Source organism: Mesorhizobium escarrei (genome assembly GCF_935825525.1).
Classification (GTDB): domain Bacteria; phylum Pseudomonadota; class Alphaproteobacteria; order Rhizobiales; family Rhizobiaceae; genus Mesorhizobium; species Mesorhizobium escarrei.
The window spans coordinates 778-18,019 of record NZ_CAKXZT010000145.1; the positions used below are offsets into that span (position 1 = coordinate 778).

17 protein-coding genes are annotated in these 17,242 nt (G+C 61.8%); 9 read left to right on the top strand and 8 right to left on the bottom strand.

Features of this window, described 5'->3' with window-relative positions:
• Positions 1-218 precede the first annotated feature (218 nt).
• Positions 219-1,928: an ABC transporter ATP-binding protein gene (locus NMG80_RS24415; protein WP_254020473.1), complete on the bottom strand. Its 1,710-nt coding sequence runs from the start codon at positions 1,926-1,928 to the stop codon at positions 219-221.
• A 159-nt stretch (positions 1,929-2,087) separates the two neighbouring features.
• Between NMG80_RS24415 and NMG80_RS24420 the strand changes: the two genes are divergently transcribed.
• The 9 genes from NMG80_RS24420 (at position 2,088) to NMG80_RS24455 (ending at position 9,306) form a co-directional block, all read left to right on the top strand.
• Positions 2,088-2,372, top strand: coding sequence for a DUF2218 domain-containing protein (locus NMG80_RS24420; protein ID WP_254020474.1), 285 nt, complete (start codon positions 2,088-2,090; stop codon positions 2,370-2,372).
• 28 nt (positions 2,373-2,400) lie between these two features.
• Complete coding sequence (locus tag NMG80_RS24425) at positions 2,401-3,303, top strand: siderophore ABC transporter substrate-binding protein (RefSeq protein WP_254020475.1); 903 nt, start codon at positions 2,401-2,403, stop codon at positions 3,301-3,303.
• Entirely contained in the window at positions 3,300-4,280 is a 981-nt protein-coding gene (locus NMG80_RS24430; RefSeq protein ID WP_254020476.1) for an ABC transporter permease, read from the top strand. The genes NMG80_RS24425 and NMG80_RS24430 overlap by 4 nt, the downstream gene beginning before the upstream one ends.
• The gene (locus NMG80_RS24435) at positions 4,273-5,247 is read left to right on the top strand and encodes an iron chelate uptake ABC transporter family permease subunit (RefSeq protein ID WP_254020477.1); all 975 of its coding nucleotides are present in this window, start codon (positions 4,273-4,275) and stop codon (positions 5,245-5,247) included. Before NMG80_RS24430 ends, NMG80_RS24435 begins: the two co-directional genes overlap by 8 nt.
• Positions 5,244-6,002: an iron ABC transporter ATP-binding protein gene (locus NMG80_RS24440; protein WP_254020478.1), complete on the top strand. Its 759-nt coding sequence runs from the start codon at positions 5,244-5,246 to the stop codon at positions 6,000-6,002. The genes NMG80_RS24435 and NMG80_RS24440 overlap by 4 nt, the downstream gene beginning before the upstream one ends.
• Positions 6,003-6,170: 168 nt before the next feature.
• The gene (locus NMG80_RS24445; RefSeq protein WP_254020479.1) at positions 6,171-8,252 is read left to right on the top strand and encodes a TonB-dependent receptor domain-containing protein; all 2,082 of its coding nucleotides are present in this window, start codon (positions 6,171-6,173) and stop codon (positions 8,250-8,252) included.
• 246 nt (positions 8,253-8,498) lie between these two features.
• The gene (locus NMG80_RS24450; protein ID WP_367186002.1) at positions 8,499-8,798 is read left to right on the top strand and encodes a type II toxin-antitoxin system RelE/ParE family toxin; all 300 of its coding nucleotides are present in this window, start codon (positions 8,499-8,501) and stop codon (positions 8,796-8,798) included.
• Complete coding sequence (locus NMG80_RS37430; protein ID WP_367186005.1) at positions 8,738-8,893, top strand: hypothetical protein; 156 nt, start codon at positions 8,738-8,740, stop codon at positions 8,891-8,893. Before NMG80_RS24450 ends, NMG80_RS37430 begins: the two co-directional genes overlap by 61 nt.
• Entirely contained in the window at positions 8,893-9,306 is a 414-nt protein-coding gene (locus NMG80_RS24455) for a helix-turn-helix domain-containing protein (protein ID WP_254020480.1), read from the top strand. Before NMG80_RS37430 ends, NMG80_RS24455 begins: the two co-directional genes overlap by 1 nt.
• Positions 9,307-9,376: 70 nt before the next feature.
• Here NMG80_RS24455 and NMG80_RS24460 read toward each other — a convergent pair whose 3' ends face one another.
• The 7 genes from NMG80_RS24460 to NMG80_RS24490 form a co-directional block, all read right to left on the bottom strand.
• Positions 9,377-9,661, bottom strand: a complete 285-nt coding sequence (locus tag NMG80_RS24460) for a hypothetical protein (protein ID WP_436798672.1) — start codon at positions 9,659-9,661, stop codon at positions 9,377-9,379.
• A 69-nt stretch (positions 9,662-9,730) separates the two neighbouring features.
• A complete protein-coding gene (locus NMG80_RS24465) occupies positions 9,731-10,000 on the bottom strand; it encodes a type II toxin-antitoxin system prevent-host-death family antitoxin (protein WP_254020548.1) in 270 nt (89 codons plus the stop codon).
• A gap of 172 nt (positions 10,001-10,172) precedes the next feature.
• Positions 10,173-11,018: a sugar phosphate isomerase/epimerase family protein gene (locus NMG80_RS24470; RefSeq protein WP_254020481.1), complete on the bottom strand. Its 846-nt coding sequence runs from the start codon at positions 11,016-11,018 to the stop codon at positions 10,173-10,175.
• Positions 11,015-12,358, bottom strand: coding sequence for a DUF6005 family protein (locus tag NMG80_RS24475; RefSeq protein ID WP_254020482.1), 1,344 nt, complete (start codon positions 12,356-12,358; stop codon positions 11,015-11,017). Before NMG80_RS24475 ends, NMG80_RS24470 begins: the two co-directional genes overlap by 4 nt.
• Positions 12,358-13,629: an AMP-binding protein gene (locus tag NMG80_RS24480; protein WP_254020483.1), complete on the bottom strand. Its 1,272-nt coding sequence runs from the start codon at positions 13,627-13,629 to the stop codon at positions 12,358-12,360. The genes NMG80_RS24475 and NMG80_RS24480 overlap by 1 nt, the downstream gene beginning before the upstream one ends.
• A gap of 13 nt (positions 13,630-13,642) precedes the next feature.
• Positions 13,643-15,352: an IucA/IucC family protein gene (locus NMG80_RS24485; protein ID WP_254020484.1), complete on the bottom strand. Its 1,710-nt coding sequence runs from the start codon at positions 15,350-15,352 to the stop codon at positions 13,643-13,645.
• A complete protein-coding gene (locus NMG80_RS24490; RefSeq protein ID WP_254020485.1) occupies positions 15,336-17,105 on the bottom strand; it encodes an IucA/IucC family protein in 1,770 nt (589 codons plus the stop codon). Before NMG80_RS24490 ends, NMG80_RS24485 begins: the two co-directional genes overlap by 17 nt.
• Positions 17,106-17,242: the final 137 nt, after the last annotated feature.

Sequence of the window (17,242 nt, forward strand, 5' to 3'; positions counted from 1 at the left end):
GAGGAGATTGGCAAGGCAAATGCAGGGGCGACATTCCTACTTTGCCAGATCCGGACATAAGAACTTAGCTGCTACAGGTCAAAGTCGCATAAGATTGCAATGTGGAACTCAATTCAATTCTGGAAGGATGCATAGACGACGCGCCGGAGCAGCCTAGATCAACTGCAATGACCGCTTTGTTCGAACCCTTAGATTGAGTGACTGCCCCATCGTACACTTTAATCTGAAGCCGCGCCCAGTCGTGAGTAAGCACCGCCGCGCGCCACCAGTTCATCATGCGGACCTTGTTCGACGATGCCTGTATCGGCGACCACCACGATGCGATCGGCATTGCGGATCGTCGCCAGCCGGTGCGCGATCACCAGTGTCGTTCGGCCCTGCGCAAGCTCTGCCAGCGACTGCTGGATCTCCCGCTCGGTCTGCGTGTCGAGTGCCGAAGTTGCCTCGTCCAGGATCAGGATGGTCGGGTTCTTCAGGAACATACGCGCGATTGCCAGGCGCTGCTTCTGACCGCCCGAAAGTTTCACGCCGCGCTCGCCGATGATCGTATCGAGGCCCTCCGGCAGCGAGGCGATGAGATCGTCGAGGCGCGCGCGGCGCGCGGCCTCGACGATCTCGCTCTCGACCGCGTCCAGCCGGCCATAGGCGATGTTCTCGCGGATCGTGCCGCCGAACAGGAACACGTCCTGCTGCACGATGCCGATCTGGCCGCGCAACGAGGCCAGCGTCATATCGCGGATATCCAGACCGTCGATGGTGATGGCGCCGCTGTCGACCTCGTAAAAACGCGGCAGCAGCGAGCACAGGGTCGTCTTGCCGGCGCCGGATGGCCCGACGAAGGCGATGGTCTGTCCTGCTGCGATGTCGAGATTGATGTTCTTCAAAACCGGCCGTTCGCCGCTATAGCCGAAGGTGACATCCCGGTAGCTGATGGCACCTCGGAGCGTAGGTGCGTCAATTGCGCCAGGCCGATCCGCGATGTCCGGCTCAGTGTCGAGGAGGGCCGCATAGCGGCGAAATCCGGCGATCCCTTTCGGATAGGTTTCAATCACCGAATTGATCTTGTCGATCGGCCGGAAGAACACATTGACCAGGAGCAGGAAGCCAACGAAGCCGCCACTGGAAAGTTCGCCCCGAAGCACGAGGTAGCTTCCGGCGATCATCACCACCAGTTGGATCAACCGCATGCTCATGTAGCTCAGCGACGTGCTGGCGGCCATGATGCGATAGGCATCGAGCTTGGTCTTGCGGTAGCTGGCGTTGTCGCGCGCGAACAGGTTGCGCTCGTGGTCTTCATTGGCGAAAGCCTGCACCACCCGCATGCCGCCGACATTCTCCTCGATGCGTACATTGAAATCGCCGACCCGCCCGTAAAGCGCCTGCCAGTTGCGCGTCATGCGCGCGCCATAGCGGCTTGTCACCCAGGCGACCAGCGGCACAATTGCCGCCGTAATCAGCGCAAGCTGCGGATTGACCAGGAACATCAGCGCGAAGGCGCCGATGAACGTCATGATCGCGATGAACAGGTCTTCCGGGCCATGATGGGCAACCTCGCCGATTTCCTCCAGGTCCTTGGTGACCCGGGCGATGAGGTGACCGGTCTTGTGATTGTCATAGAAGCGGAACGAGAGCTTCTGCAGGTGATCGAAGCTCTTCCGGCGCATTTCGGTCTCGATGTTGATACCGAGCATATGGCCCCAATAGACCACCACCGCCATCAGTCCGGTGTTCACCACGTAGATGGCAAGCAGGCCGGCCGACGCAGCAAGGATCAGCAGCCATTGCTGGGTCGGCAACAGTTCGTCGACAAACAGCTTGACCGCCATCGGAAACCCGAGTTCCAGCAGGCCGGACAGAACCGCGCAGCAGAAATCCAGGATGAACAGACCCCTCCAGGGGCGGTAGTAAGCGAAAAATCTACGCAGCATTGGGACGCTTTTCTGTTCGAAGGTCTGGCCTGCCAGGAGCATGGCTATGCGAGGGCTGTCGCTACAGGCATTTCGTGCGGCGACTGCTCAGTGACGTCGACTTGTCCGAACGGATAGCTTACGATAAGTGGAGTGTAAACATCATATTATGAGGTCTCGATGCTGACTGCAACCACGCGCTGCGAAACGCCGAATGCGGGCAGATATCTCCAGCAGCTTTGCAAGCATTTCGCGCACAAGGTCGAGGTCGACTATGGCGATGGGCATGGGCAGTGCCGGTTCTCCTGCGGCACGGCTACCATGAATGCCGGTCCCGAACGGCTGGACATAACGGTGGAAGCGGTCGACACCAAGGCGTTGACCGAGACCAAGCAGGTCATCGAATCGCATCTCGTCCGGTTCGCCTTCCGCGAAAATCTCCCGCCGCTGGCCTGGCACGATTGAAGCGTCGTTTTCGACACGGAGCATGCTCATGAGATGGCTCAAGTCGGTCCTGGCCTTGCCGGCATTGGCGCTTTTCCTCGGCCAGGCGTTGGCAACCGAGATCGAGACCGCGAAAGGCCCGGTGACGGTCGGAAAGACGCCACAAACGCTCGCGGTGTTCGATATTGCGGCAGTCGATACATTGAACAGCCTTGGCGTGAAGATCGCCGGTCTGCCCGATAAACTCTATGTGCCCGAACTCGCCGAGTTGAAGCACGGCGCGGAAATCGTTGGCACTCTCTTCGAGCCCGATCTGGAGGCACTGAGCGCGCTGGCGCCGGACCTCATCATTGTCGGCGGGCGCTCCTCGCCGCAACTGGCGGCGACGAGCCGGATTGCGCAGAGCATCGATATGACGATGAATGGCGATGATCTGTTCGCGCAGGCAAAGCAGCGCCTGATGGCCTACGGCGCTCTCGTCGGCAAGCCGGCCGAGGCGGCGGCGCTTGCTTGGGAACTCGACGACGCGCTTTCGTCGACACGTGCCGCCGTCAAGGGCAAGGGCACGGCACTGATCCTGATGACCAGCGGCCCGAAGGTGACCGCCTACGGCAAGGAGTCCCGCTTCGGTTGGCTGCATTCGGCGCTTGAGCTCACGCCGGCGGTCGAGGATGTCGAGGCCGCCACCCACGGCGAAGCGATCTCCTTCGAGTTCCTCCGCGACGCCAACCCGGACTGGCTTATCGTGCTCGATCGCGCCGCGGCGATCGGTTCGGGGGAGCAGAATGCCAGGGCGACGCTCGACAATGAACTGGTGGCCGAAACCACGGCCTGGAAGAAAGGGCAGGTGGTCTACATGCCGGCTGCCGATTTCTACATCGCTGCAGGCGGCGTTCAGTCGACGATGCGCGTGCTTAAGACCATTCGAGACGCTTTCTCGCGGACCCAATGACCGCCGGATCGCTTGGCTCTCAAAACTTCGCCTATCAGGCAATCGGCGCCGCAACCCTGCTGGCGCTGTTTGTGGCCAGTCTGTTCGTCGGCGTCGGCGAGCTCGCCATAGGCAGTTTGGCCTCCGATCCGGAAGCGTTGCGGCTGATCATGATCAGCCGCTTGCCGAGGACGTTGGCGGCACTTCTGGCCGGCAGCGCCCTGGCCATCGCCGGGCTTGTGATGCAGACGCTTGCCCGCAACCGTTTCGTCGAGCCTTCGACGGCTGGAACCGCGCAATCCGCGGCACTCGGCATACTGGTCGTGACGCTGGTTTGGCCCGATGCATCGCTTGGCTGGAAAGCAGCCGGCGCGGCGGTGACCGCCCTCGCCGGGACATCCGTTTTCCTCATGCTCGCGCATAGGTTGCCGCCAACACAGCCTTTTCTCGTTCCGCTGTTCGGATTGGTCTATGGCGGCGTCATTGGCGCTGTCGCGATCTTTGCCGCATGGCACCTGGACCTTCTGCAGTATCTCGAAGTGTGGATGACGGGCGAGTTTTCCGGCATCCTGCGCGGGCGCTATGAACTGTTGTGGGTTGCGGGCGCACTCGTCGTATTGGCCTGGTGGACGGCCGACCGGCTAACGATGCTTTCGCTGGGCAGGGATGTCAGCATCGGGCTCGGCCTGAACTATGCCGGCATGCTTCGGCTCGGCCTGGTCATCGTCTCGGCCATCACCGCGCTGGCCGTGGTCGTCGTCGGAACGATCCCGTTCGTCGGCCTCGTCGCGCCCAACATTGTATCGCGCTTCGCCGGCGAAAACCTGCGCCACACCTTGCCATGGGTCGCCGGCGGTGGCGCGGCGTTGGTGCTTGCCTGCGATATCATCGGCAGGCTCATCCGTTTCCCTTACGAGGTTCCGGTCGGCACGATCCTCGGCGTCGTCGGGGCGGTGCTTTTCCTCTTCCTGCTGCTTGGCCGAAACCGCAATGGCTGAAGTCGTGATGCAACGCGGCCTGGTGCGGCACGAGGGCCGCCTCGCGATGATGGCGACGGTCGCAGTGCTGGTCGGCGTGGCGTTCATGACCATAGGCCTGCGCGGCAATCTCGACTTCGTGGTCGAACTGCGTGCGGTGCGGCTGGCGGCGATGGTTCTGGTCGGCGTGGCGGTGGCGGTTTCGACGGTCGTGTTCCAGACCGTTTGCGCCAACCGCATCATCACGCCATCGATCATGGGCCTGGATGCGCTCTACGTCTTTTGTCAGACCGCCCTGGTTTTTGCGCTGAGCGGTTTCGGCTTTGCCGGCATCGATCCACGCCTGCACTTCCTCGGCAATTTCACCGCAATGACCAGCCTCGCGCTGGCGCTGTTCCTGCCGATGCTTCGCCGGCGTTTCGACCTGACGCTGATGCTGCTGACCGGCGTCGTGCTGGGCGTGCTGTTCCGATCGCTGACGACATTGCTGGCGCGGCTGCTGGATCCGAACGATTTCGCCGTACTGCAGGGTACGGTCTTCGCCAGCTTCAATGCGGTGGAACCCGATCTTCTGCTGTTGGCCGGCGTGATCACCGTGGCTTGTGTCGCCATCGCCTGGCGGGCGCGACATGTTCTCGATGTGCTTGCGCTGGGCACCGATACAGCCATTGGGCTCGGCTTGGCGTGGCGCGGCACGGCTGCCGGGCTGCTGGTTGTTGTCGCCGCGCTCGTGTCGGCGTCGACGGCGCTGGTTGGACCGATGGCGTTTCTGGGGCTGCTGGTGGTTTCGCTCACTGAGCGCATCGTCGGCACCAACCGGCATGCCATCCTTCTGCCGGCAGCCGCGCTCACGGCGATAATCGTGCTGGTGGGCGGCCAGACGGTCCTCCAGCATGCCCTGGGCGGGGAAGGCAGCCTCGGCATCGTCGTGGAATTTGTCGGCGGCATCGTGTTCCTCGCCATTCTGTTTGCCGGGGGCCGGCGATGATCGAGATTGCAGGCGTCTCCCTGGCTCTTGGCGGCAGCCGCATTTTGGATAATGTCAGCCTGACCGTGCCGAAGGGCGGCGTCACGGCGCTTGTCGGGCCGAATGGCGCCGGCAAGTCCAGCCTGTTATCGTTGATCGCCCGCCTGCGACCCCTGCAAAGCGGCCGCATCACAGTCGACGGGCTGCCGGTCGATACGACGCCGAGCCGGCAATTGGCCAGGATCATGGCCATCCTGCGACAGGATCCCGGCGTCGCAAGCCGCCTGCGCGTCGCCGAACTGGTGGGGTTCGGCCGCTTCCCGCACAACCGCGGACGGCTGACCGCGAAAGACCGCGAAATCGTCGCGGCGTCGCTCGAACAGTTTGATCTCAGCGACCTGGCGCTGCGCTTCATCGACACCTTGTCAGGCGGGCAACGGCAGCGCGCCCTCGTCGCCATGACCTTCTGCCAGGGGACGGATTACATCCTCCTCGACGAGCCGCTGAACAGCCTCGACATGTTTCATGCAAGAAACCTTATGCGGACGCTGAGACGCATCGCCGACGAGCACGGCAAGACGGTGCTCATCGTGCTGCACGACATCAATCATGCAGCCTCGTATGCAGACCGTATCGTCGCGATGAAGGACGGCGCCGTTATCGCATCGGGCGAAACCGGCGACATCATCCGGCCGGATATACTGGAGAGCATTTTTGGCTTCTCGATGCGGGTCGAAAACATCGCCGGTCGGCTGACCGTCCTTCACCACGCTTGAGTAAGCTCCGCGGCTGCGGCGCTCGAAGAGTGCAACAGTTACAACGGCTTGCATAAGTGGATTTTTATTATCAAGTTTATTGCCGCAGCGCAACCGATGCGCTAAGGCAGTCCCAACAGGCGCGGTTCGCGCCAGCCCGGGCCTACCGTATTCGAGGGGATTTAGCCGATGTCGCCAGAACTGTTGCGAGCGCTGACCGTTAGCACCGCGATGTCCATTTTCTTGTGTCCCGAAGCGCTGGCGCAGTCTGCTCCCGCTCCAGAAACGGAAGCCAGGACCGCCGAAGAAAATGAAGAATCCCAAGCTCCCGCCGGGGGCACGCAACTCGACACCATTCTCGTCGTGGACGTGGGGGCGGGCGCCAACGCGACGGCCGGCGCCAACCTGATCACCATCGACCAGCAGGAGATCGACCGCAAGAAACCGCAGGATTTGAGGGAGGTGTTCTCCGGCGAACCGCAGATCGCGGTTGGCGGCGCGATCCCCAGCACGCAGAAGATCTACGTCAACGGCGTCGATGAGAACAATCTGGCCGTGACCGTCGACGGGTCGCGACAAAACAACAAGGTCTTCCACCACAACGGCACCTATCTGCTGGACCCGGCACTTTTGAAGGCAGCGTCGGTGCAGGCAGGCGTCGCGCCGGCCGACGCCGGTCCGGGCGCACTCGCGGGCTCGCTTGGATTCGAGACCAAGGACGCCGTTGACCTGCTCGAACCCGGCCGCAACTTCGGCGGTTTCGTCACTGGCATATGGGACACCAACAGCGAGACGTTCACCACCGGCGTGAGCGGCTTCGGCCAGCAGGACGGCTTCGAGTATCTCGGCTACATCAATTACGGCCGTGGCGGCAACTTCACCGCCGGCAACGGCCAGGAGATGCCGGGGACCGGCACCGACCTGATCAGCGGGCTGGCCAAGATCGCCTACGAGAGCGTCGAGGGCCATCGTTTCGAACTCAGCCATGAGCAGGTCCGCGACGACGCGTTGCGCCCCTATCGCGCCAACGTCTATATCAATCGGCCGGGCCGGGAACCCGAATTGCGGAACTACGATCTGCGCCGCCAGAACACGGTCTTTACCTATACGGACACGTCGCCGGAAGGCTGGTGGGACCCCAAGATCGTGCTCGCCTATAGCAAATCGCAGATCGCGGCGCCTGAATATTTCGTCGACGTTGTTTCGCCGACGGAAGGCGCGACCAGCAGCTTCAACGGCAAGGTGGAGAACCGGCTCGCGCTCGACATCGGCAGCGTCACTGCGGGCTTCGACTTCTACAACGACAAGGCCGACCTGGATTATCTTAACCCGACAGAGCCGTTCTTTACGGATGAGCGCGCCACCAATATCGGCGCCTATGCCCAGGCGCGCCTGGAGCCCTTCGACCGCACCAGGATTTCCTTCGGCGCGCGCGCCGATCACCAATGGTTCACCGGCGTCGACGACTCGGACTGGAACAACGCCGGGGTCAGCGGCAACATTTCGGGCGAGTATGACCTTATGCCGGAGTTCCTGACGGTAAAGGCGGGTACCTCACATGTTTGGGGCGGTGTTCCGCTGGCGGAAAACTACCTGCAGAACCCGCTGTGGACCTATGGCGATGGCCCGGAGCCGGTGACGTCGAACAACTATACGGCTGGTCTGGAGGCGCGCTACAACGGCTTCACCTTCGAGGCGAACGTGTTTCGCACCGACATCAACGACGCGCGCCTGCCGGTGTTCGGACGTGGCGCGCCGGTCCCAGAGGTGACATCGATCCGAACGCTCGATCTCGTTTCCAAGGGCTGGGAGATCGGCGGCCGCTATGATTGGGAGGCCGGCTTTGTCAGCCTGAAATACGCCGACATCAATGCCGACGTCGACGGCGAGCCGGCTGATACGGAGATCGGCCGCTATTTGACGACGCCTCTCGGCCAGATCGTGATGATCGGCGCCGGCTACACATTCGACAATTGGGGCGTCAAAGTCGGTGGCGACATCGAAATCGCCTTCAAGACCGACAGGACCCTGGCGCGGCATCCAACCGATCCGGCAAGCGCAAAGAAGGAACTGCCGGGCTATGAGGTGGTGAACGCCTATGTCGAGTGGACACCGCCTTCGAAGCCGAACTTCACGCTGCGCGCCGAGGCTCTCAACATTTTTGACGAGGCCTACACAGACCGCGCTGCCTACGGGCAGGATTTCGTCGGCGTGGCGCCGCACTACGATCCCGGCCGCTCGTTCAGGCTGAGCGCGACGGCACGGTTCTGATCCTTGGCAAAACGCCGGTCCGGGCAATCGCCCGCGCCGCTGGCGCGTTTCCTATCCTCTCCCGCCTCACCCGGAGCGCCGCAATCTGAGGGGAAGCAAGAAGCGTCGGCCCCACGCCTTTGGGATAGCCAGCTGGAGTTTCAACTACTGATAGGATATTTCGAGGTTCTGTCGACATCCGAGCGCGGTTCCGGTTCGTTGCCTGCCGCATACACTTGACGCTATATAAGGTTGAGACTATATTGCATGCCGTGGATCGTGGAATTTGTCGATGATTTCAAAACGGAATTCTCCAAGCTCGACGATGAGGTGAAAGTCGAAATCCGTGCTTTGACAAATGTTCTGAAGCAGCTAGGCCCGTCTTATGGCAGGCCGAGAGTTGATACCCTGAACGACACCAAGCACGCGAACATGAAGGAACTGCGTTTCGACGCCGCCGACGGTGTGTGGAGAGTCCGTTCGCTTTCGACCCTGAGAGGAAAGCGATTCTTCTCGTCGCCGGAGACAAGTCTGGCGTCAGCGAAAAACGCTTCTACAAGAAGCTGATTGAGATCGCCGACCAGAGGTTCGATGCTCATTTGAAGCGACTGCAAGAAAAGCAGAAAATCCGTAAGGAAGAGCAGAAGAAGGAGAAAAAGTGATGGCTATTTCCGCTGATGATGTATTTGCCGAAACGATGTCTCCCGAACTGATCGAGGCCTCTGATCGCCGTACCAGGGAACTGCTCGAGGAATTTGAGACACTTCAGCAGCTTCGCAAGGCTCGATCGCTTACCCAAGAGCATGTCGGCAAGAAGCTGGGCAAGAAGCAAGTCTCAGTTGCCCAACTTGAAAAGCGGTCAGATTTTCTCCTGTCGACCCTGCGTGGATACGTTAGGGCACTCGGTGGCGAACTGGATCTCGTCGTCAGGTTCAAGGACCATGCTCCCGTTGTACTGGCAGGGGTCGGTGAGGAAAGTCTCGCCGAGGTGCCGCATGCTCCAAATCGTGCCGAATCGGCCAAAAAGCGCCTGGCGCGCCGGCCAAGGCGATTGCGGACGCACTCAACGGCGTGATGCCGATAGCGCCGAACATGGCTACCGTGTTCGGTTTACTCCCTTGAGGGATTTCCGGCGGACCACGAACTCACGAGCCAAGGGCAGGAAGAATGCCTTGCTGAATCGCCCGATCGGCGATCGGGTTCAAGAAAGAACGATTGGCCGACGATGTGGTGTTGTACTCGTCGAAAATGATCCACAGTCGCAGCGCGGCATCAAGGCCGGCCCGTCGCTTCTCGATATCAGGCACCTCCACAGCAAAGCGGCCCGGTTCGGGTTGTTTGGTGGTGATCGGGAAAAACAGGATCAGATCGCCACCGGCGCGGACGAGGCGGACACCAACGACAGCGACTTTTGCGACCCTCTGTTTCACCGCTCACGGCTTCCTGCGCCCAAAGATAGGGATAGCGGATAACGCTGGCCGTCTAGATATCTTCGAAGCTCAAGGCTGAACGGTCTCATCTGAATCAGCGTAGGCTTCGATGGCATCCTCGAATTCCCCCAGCAGGCTATCGGGCATGGTATCAATTGTACCGACAGCGCGCTTGTCCGCGCTGCCCCGCAGGCGTCGATAGTCTTCGATGTTGAGAAGCACCAGGCGCGGCTTGTTGCGCTGCGTTATGGTGACGGGATGGCTCATGGCCTCAGCGATGATATCGCCGGATTTGCGTGACAGGTCGCTGGTCGAGTACGTGCCACTGGATTTCGACATCACCATTTCCTGCATTTGCTGATATTGCTGTATAATATAGCACTGCAGTGGAATCCAAGGGGCTGAATGTCTGCTGAAGGTCCCCGTCTCGCGGCGGGACCAATACCGGGTTTGAGCGATGGAGCTTCGGGCGTACCGTTTCGCGCCTGTCCTCTCATTGTTTACGGGCGACTCACGCCACGCCGGCGCGGATCGGTGCTTCGCGATCCGCCCGCAGCAGACGCATGTTGCGGGCGTCGTTGGCGAGTATGTTGAAGCAGTCGCCGCCGAACCATTCCAGCGAGGCATCCACCTCCTCGCGCTCGAACAATTCGTCGAGGAATTGTAGATAGTCCACCGCGCCCTCGAAAAGCGCGGTCATGCCCGTCCGCTTTCCGGCCGCAGCGTAGACGTTTGCCGGCTCAAAGACGACGAGGTCGGCGCGCGAGCGGACATTTTTGAGATGATAGTGCCGGATATGCGGCAACAGCGCGCGATGCGCGGCGACCGGATCGGCGCCGCCTTCCCAGACGTGCAAGGTATCGAAATTGATCCCCAGCGCCGGATGATCGACGTCCTCAACCAGGCGTTGCGTCGACGACAGCGTATCGGCAAGCGTTCCCGGATGTGTCTCCACCAGTAGCTGGCAGCCTTGGTCCTGCGCCATCATGCAGGCATCCTTGAGCCGCGCCGACAGTCGCCAGCGCGCTTCGGGCGAAGTATCCCGGCTTGCCGACTTGCCGGCGAACGTGCGCACCTTGCGGGCGCCCCAGCGGCCGGCCAGGCGGCAGAGGTTCGACGTGGCGTGACGCAGCGACGCCAGATCCTCATCGAGAGGCAGATAGTCGCTGAGCATCGGCACCGAAAGGCCGAACGCCGCCATCCAGCTGGCGTCGCGCTCGGTCATATGCTGCATGTTGCGCGCATGTGCGCCCCAGAGCTCGATGCCCTGGAAATCGTTCGCCGCCGCCCATCGCGCGATGTCCTCCAGCGACAGCAGATGATGGCGGAAGGTGATCGTGCAGAGCGACAGCCTCATGCGACCGCGTCCTCGACATCGTGGCGTGGCGCGTGCAGGAGGCCGCGCGTGTCGCACCACAGCCGATAGGTTTGGGCAAGGCGGCGCTTCAGCGAGCGCTCCATCGCGTCCAGTACATCGAGTTTCTCGAACACCCGCGCCGCCAAGGCTTCGTCGCCTGTCTGGCTGAGCTTCATGATGGCGTAGTGAAGCGCCTTGAATTCCTGGATCAAGGATTCGATGTCGTCGCAGATCGTGTCGAACTCGGCGTTGGAAAGCTGCAGCGATCGCCAGAAGAAGGCAAAGCCATGCTCCAGCGCGTATTTGCGGATCGAGATGACCGGCAGCTCGCGCAGCGCCGTCGACAACTCGGGCAGTTTCACGCCGTCGCGGCCTTCCAAATGCGCCCGAACGACTTCGCGCGTTGCGCGCGTCAGCAGATTGTCGTCTTCATGGAAACAGGCAAGGAAATAGTCGCGCAGATCGACGGCGGACGGTTTCCTGATGTCGGCAGCGTCGAAAATGAAGCCGCCGGCAACCGTCGGCTGCATGATCGCATTGATGACTTTCTGCTTCTCGATCCTGCCTTCCCAGCGGAAATCCGGGTCTAGAACCATCCATACTGCGGGGTCCTCGGTGTGTTCCAGCATCAGATAGTGCGGGAACGGATTCTGGTTGAACTTGTTCTCGCGCTCCGGCAGGTGGAAGAGATCGAGCATGACCATCAGGTACTCGCTCTGCTTCTTGCGCTCCAGAAGCTCCAGCATCGTCGCCAGGTTCTCTGCCTTGGCGGCGTCCGGCCGATACCATTGGCGGACCTTGGCGCCGTACAGGCGCTCGAACCAAACGCGGAAGAAGTCGTGGTTGATTTCAGGCGCGTGATACGCCAGCCGCCAGCTTTTATCGACGGCGAAACCCGCATCCCAGACGCCGAAGAAGAAAGGTCGATGATCAAGCTGCCTTTGCTTCACCGCGTGGCAGACATTGCTGACGAAGCAATGGACCTTGATGTCGACGAAGTCCTCGCCATGCACGCCGAACCGCTCAACCGCTTCTCTTTCGGCGCGAGCGAGCACAAGTTCCTTTGCCGGCTTAACCAGTGTTCCATTCGGCTCCGGGGCGTTGACGAACAGCCGCGCCAAGTCCTCCACCGTGTCCAGATCCTGACGACTGATCACCTCCTCGGGCAGCGCGACGCCGTGGTCGAGTTCAAGCGCCAGCATGATCTCGAGAATGAGCACGGAATCGAGATACAGATCCTCGTTCAGCCTGGCTCGCGGCGCGAAGGCATCCATGTGCTGGTTGTCGAGCTTGTCGCGCAGGATCGTCCCGATCGCGTCGAGTATCTGATCGTAGGTCATCAGGCTGCCTCCGTCCGTACCGGCGCGAATTCGCCCGTGCCGTAGCGCACAGCCACGTCGCGCCGGCTGATCTTGCCGTTGGCCTGGCGCGGGATCCGCTCCACCTGAACGATCTCGGTTGGCATCTGGTGTGCTGCAAGCCGCTCGGCGCACCATTGCCGAAGCTGCGTCCGGTCGACCGCATGTTCGGCGCTGAACAGAAGCGCGACGCGCTCGCCCGCGAATGCATCCTGCTTGCGAAACACGACCGCGTCGCCAATGCCGCCGAACGTCATGACGACGTCCTCGACTTCCTTCGGATAGACGTTGAGGCCGGAGACGTTGATCAAATCGTCGAGACGCGACAGGAAGACCAGCATGCCGTCGTCGCGGCGGTAGCCCAGGTCGCGCGTCTCGACCGCCACGCCTTTGCTCTCGACGGCAATTTCCTTCGGCTCAATGGCCGTGCCGGCGTCGCGCAACGCAAAGCGCGGCAGCACATAGCCGACTTCATCAGCCGCTTGCACATCCGGGTTGATCGCGATGCAGCCGGCTTCCGAGCAGCCGTACTGCTGGAACATGTATTTTGATTTGACCCTGATCTGCCCGAACCAGGGGTCGGGTAAGAGGGTGCCGGATGTCATCGTTGCGTGGATCTGCTCGCCGGCCGGCAGAAGCCTGGCGAGCATGTGAAGGATGGCCGGCGATGAGATCAGATAGGGCCGCTCCGTTTCGCGCAGCTTGCGCAGCAGGAATTTGGGGTTCCCGGTGTCCAGTATGGCGGGCGACTGGCCGCGCTTCAGCGCCACCATTACGCCGCAGATCAAGCCATAGGAATGGGTGGTTGGACCGGCGATCAACGGGGTCATGTCCTGTGGCTCGACAAACGCTGAGGTGTAGCTTTCGATCTCGTCGTCTATCTCGCTCCAGGCGCGCGCGATGCATTTCGGTTCGCCGGTCGTGCCGGAGCTCATCTGCAACAGCTGTCCAGCTTCGCTGGCGCGCTCCTCGCAAATTGGCTCGCCTTCCAGCCGGTTGTAGAAAAGCCAGTTGCACTTCGCCGTCTCCGCCTGCCGGCGCGCCGCGGCATATGGCGTCGAGGGATGCAGCGGCAGCACGCTGGCGCCGGCCGCGCGCGCGGCAAAGAAGAACGCCAGCCAATCCTGCGCCTCGGAGAAACAGACCGCAAAACGGTCGCCTGCGCGCTTGTCGAGTTGCGCCGCAGCCGCGATGCGGTCCGCCGCGTCGCGGAAATAGGTTTGATCAAAGACCGTGTCGTTGATTGCGATCATGTTTTCTGTCTCCTTACGCGACTGCAAGGCTGTTTGGGATTTCGTGGGCGCATTCGCTGCCCGGTGGCGCGAGCTTGCGTCGCAGCAGCGATTCCGTGCGGATCCGTGGCTGGAACAGGCCAAGCGCGGCCTGCCGGTGTGTCAGTCCGAACTGCCGGCAATGGTCCTGCAACCGCCTGCCGACGTCTGACCAGAAGCTGTCTTCGTCGAGGCCGTAGCAATGCCGCAGCAGATGCGAGATCTCGGCGAGGTTGTAGACGAACAGCGCGTCCAGGCAGAGCTCGCCGAGCAGATCGGCGCTCTCCATCCAGTAGTACTGGTTTGGCGCGGCATCACGATAGGCAGGGTTCAAGGCGAGGAAGTCGGGAACAGTGGAGGGATCGCGCAGGAAGCCCGGCACATATTCGACGCTGTCGTGGAAGTCGCGCATCGCCAGCCTTATCGGCCAGCCATCGCGATGGATCAGGATCAGGTTCTGGCCATGCGCTTCCGTCGCGATGCCATGGCCGATAAGCAGGTGAAACACCGGCATCGCCACCGTGTCCACAAGCCTGTCGAGCCAGGCGTCCAGCCCGTACTCATCGATCCAGTCCGCTACGAACGGCCGGCCGTCACTCTCCAGGGCCATCAGCGCGTTGAGAGGCACAGCGGTTTCTCCGGACTGAAGGCTGCTGGTAACGTCCTCCCGCCAGATCGCGGCGATCTGTCCTGCCAGTGGTCCTTCCCGATCTGCGATCGTGCCGGCATATTCGGCGAGGATCGTGAGCGGATAGCGCGCCTCGAACAGCGTATCGCTGGCGACAATGTCCTTCAGCCAGCGGCTGATCGACGGCGCGCTGCACACCGAATGCGGCTCGATGATGCGCTTGGCCGACGAGTTGACGAGATTCATCGGCAGTTTGAGATTGGCGCGTCGAGAGTGATCGCGATTGAAAAGCGTCCGCACGGATTGGCTGGCGGTATAGCGATCGCCGGCCTGGCCGAGGAATCCGGCGGAGCCCTCCGCCAGCCAGCGCGACAGCTCCGAGCCTTGTAACGCTTTCCATTGCCAGGGATGCAGCGGCATCAGGCCGAACCGCCTTGCATTGTCGCCGAGCCTGGCACGGCGTTCATCCAGCAGCGAGTAGGTTTCGGCGCCGAGTTCGTGCATCCAGAAAGCCTGCTCGTCCGTGGGAAACGCCGAGTGCAGACGTTCGGGCGCGACCGCCAGCCAGGCCAACTGGAAGGCGTTGCCTGCTTCCGGGCCGTACGCCACATGGTCGGCGTAGTCGAAGCCGGTACGCGCCTTGAAACACGGATGATAGGGATGGCCCTCGTCGATCGCGCTGTCGAGTTGTGCAAATGGCAGATCGCGGCGCGGTCTGGGCCGGAGATTGCGCCCGTTCCAGGCGCTGAAATCGAGCGTCCGATCCAGTTCGGATGTGAGTTGCGCGCGCCGTTCGGGGCAGGTGTCTATGCTCGCCAGGAGATCACCGAGCGTCGCCGGTCGCCATTGGTCGTCGCAGCCCCGCACGATCGTTTCGGCGACAATCCTGACCCGGCCGAAGGCGCCGATCGATCCCTCGCAGCGTATCGAGGCGGCGCCGCAGCGCCATTCGAAACCGGCTTTCCCGCCGCCGCGCGACACCGCGCAATCGACCAGGCCCTCATAGACCAGGGCTTCCGCGAGCTGGCGCATCACACGCAGCTCGGGGATGCCGTGGAGATCAAGAGGCAATGGCATGTGCCTGCTCCGCGGCCACAAACAGCCCGACACGGCTCAGTGGATTGGGAAAATGCGTGTAGATGGCGCTGCCGCCCTCGGCCAGCTCATCGACATCCTGCAGCCGGATTGCCAGGTTGGCCTTTGCGGTGATGTGCGGCTTGTCGAGCAGGCTGGTCGCGAATTCCCCGCCCGCGCCAGTGAGCTCTTGCGCCAGCTTCTTGAGCCGCGCACGCAGGATGGCGAGCAGTTCGGCCTCGCTTGCCAGGCCGTCGTGCCCGGCGCGCGCGACGACCGAGAAGATCTGATTGACGATGAGATAGTAGGACAGCCGCTCGCGAATCTCGCGGTCGTCGAAGAAGAGACTGCGGATCTGGACAACCTCAGGGACCAGGCCATACCACCGGGCCCTGAAACTGTTCGAGAGGTAGAATCCTTGACTGTCGCGATAAAAATATCGGCTGGGCAGCCCCTGCTGCGACAAGTCAAGCAAGCTGTTCTGCTGATGCGCTTCCAGCGCGACGCCGAACCGGTCGTAGAGTTTGACCAGCGGATCGAGCGCACAGTCGAGATAGCATTCGAACCAGCGATGGCACGCCTGCCGCACAGAGACCTCATGATCCTGCGCGACGCGCCGGACGATTTTTTCGAACACTGAGCTGTGCCCGGGATGTGGTTCGGCCGTCAGTGCCGAAACGGTTATCACCGGATCGCCGGCGCGGCCCCGGAACGGGTTTTGGCGGAAGATGACTTCGAAACCGCTCTCGGCCTGTCCGGAAATATCCAGCGTCACGTATGCGCTGTCGTGGAGAAAGCCGAGGCGCGGCTCGAACATGTCTATCCCGGCGCGTTCGAACAGGCGCGCCACCGCAACGCCTGCCTCCAACTCGTGCCGCCTGTTAACGCGCTTGGAGTTGGTGATGCGGACGGGCAGCGAGAATTTCGGCATCCAGGCGGCCTCAGCGCTGTAAACCGTGCGCACCGAAGAAGTCGCCGTGAAAACCGGCCCTGCCGGACCGAGATACCGGATCTGCCCTGAATCCATGAGCGCGAGCACCGCCGGGTCGAGCATCAATGCTTGCGCCTGAAGCGGATGCATGGGCAGGAGCATCTCGCCGTTACCCGCGGCAACGTTGCCGGCGTCATTCCCCAGCAGTGAGCTGACGATCGAGGTCACCGCGATGCCGGCGGAATCCTCGCGGACAAGCTCGGCAGCGGCCGCGAAATAGGCCAGCTGGAAACCGCCGCGCAATTCGGGGGCATAGACGTCCTGCTGCCAGTTCGACATGCCTTGCAGGCTCTTGGGCGTCGGGTGCAGCGGATGTCCGAAGTACAGGGATTGTTCCGCGGCTATGAAGCCGACCGGTGGCGGCGCCCGCCCGGCGGCGTCGAGGTAACGCTTCGTCGCCTGACAGCTCTGAAGAACCCGCTCGAGAAGCTCCACATCGGCCTGTCGATGCGTGGCCGATCCGGCTTCCCTGGCTCCCAGCGCAAGCAGATGCACGGCCAGGATCGGTTCTATCTCGTGCCAGTTCGGACCGGCATCCTGACGCATCCAGATCTGTCCGAACAGGTGCATTCCGCAAAGCGATCGGGATTTCATTTCGATGCGCAGCACGGCATGCCGCGACGGCAGGGAAATCTCCACGCAATCGAAGTTCCGTTCTCCAATGCGGTGGAACACGGGGTTCCCGGAATTCAGCTCACGCAGATAGCTGTTTGCGAAGGCCCGAAAAATTGCCTGTTCTGCTGCAATCTGATTCTTGTCGATCATTCGTTGCGGGACGCCATGTTACACAGACGCCGGGCAGGCGCTCTGTGCTGAGCTTCAAAGGTTTTGATGGCGCCGCGCGTGAAGGGCCAGCCTTGCTGCGGCCGCGGCTAAAACTAAACTACGATTGTCATGTTATC

Excerpts from the sequence above, each read along its gene's own strand:
- NMG80_RS24420 (WP_254020474.1), top strand. The coding sequence starts at position 2,088 with ATGCTGACTGCAACCACGCGCTGCGAAACGCCGAATGCGGGCAGATAT.
- NMG80_RS24475 (WP_254020482.1), bottom strand. The coding sequence starts at position 12,358 with ATGACCTACGATCAGATACTCGACGCGATCGGGACGATCCTGCGCGAC.
- NMG80_RS24445 (WP_254020479.1), top strand. The coding sequence starts at position 6,171 with ATGTCGCCAGAACTGTTGCGAGCGCTGACCGTTAGCACCGCGATGTCC.
- NMG80_RS24485 (WP_254020484.1), bottom strand. The coding sequence starts at position 15,352 with ATGCCATTGCCTCTTGATCTCCACGGCATCCCCGAGCTGCGTGTGATG.
- NMG80_RS24450 (WP_367186002.1), top strand. The coding sequence starts at position 8,499 with ATGCCGTGGATCGTGGAATTTGTCGATGATTTCAAAACGGAATTCTCC.
- NMG80_RS24440 (WP_254020478.1), top strand. The coding sequence starts at position 5,244 with ATGATCGAGATTGCAGGCGTCTCCCTGGCTCTTGGCGGCAGCCGCATT.
- NMG80_RS24470 (WP_254020481.1), bottom strand. The coding sequence starts at position 11,018 with ATGAGGCTGTCGCTCTGCACGATCACCTTCCGCCATCATCTGCTGTCG.
- NMG80_RS24465 (WP_254020548.1), bottom strand. The coding sequence starts at position 10,000 with ATGTCGAAATCCAGTGGCACGTACTCGACCAGCGACCTGTCACGCAAA.
- NMG80_RS24415 (WP_254020473.1), bottom strand. The coding sequence starts at position 1,928 with ATGCTGCGTAGATTTTTCGCTTACTACCGCCCCTGGAGGGGTCTGTTC.
- NMG80_RS24425 (WP_254020475.1), top strand. The coding sequence starts at position 2,401 with ATGAGATGGCTCAAGTCGGTCCTGGCCTTGCCGGCATTGGCGCTTTTC.
- NMG80_RS24490 (WP_254020485.1), bottom strand. The coding sequence starts at position 17,105 with ATGATCGACAAGAATCAGATTGCAGCAGAACAGGCAATTTTTCGGGCC.
- NMG80_RS24435 (WP_254020477.1), top strand. The coding sequence starts at position 4,273 with ATGGCTGAAGTCGTGATGCAACGCGGCCTGGTGCGGCACGAGGGCCGC.
- NMG80_RS24480 (WP_254020483.1), bottom strand. The coding sequence starts at position 13,629 with ATGATCGCAATCAACGACACGGTCTTTGATCAAACCTATTTCCGCGAC.
- NMG80_RS24455 (WP_254020480.1), top strand. The coding sequence starts at position 8,893 with ATGGCTATTTCCGCTGATGATGTATTTGCCGAAACGATGTCTCCCGAA.
- NMG80_RS24430 (WP_254020476.1), top strand. The coding sequence starts at position 3,300 with ATGACCGCCGGATCGCTTGGCTCTCAAAACTTCGCCTATCAGGCAATC.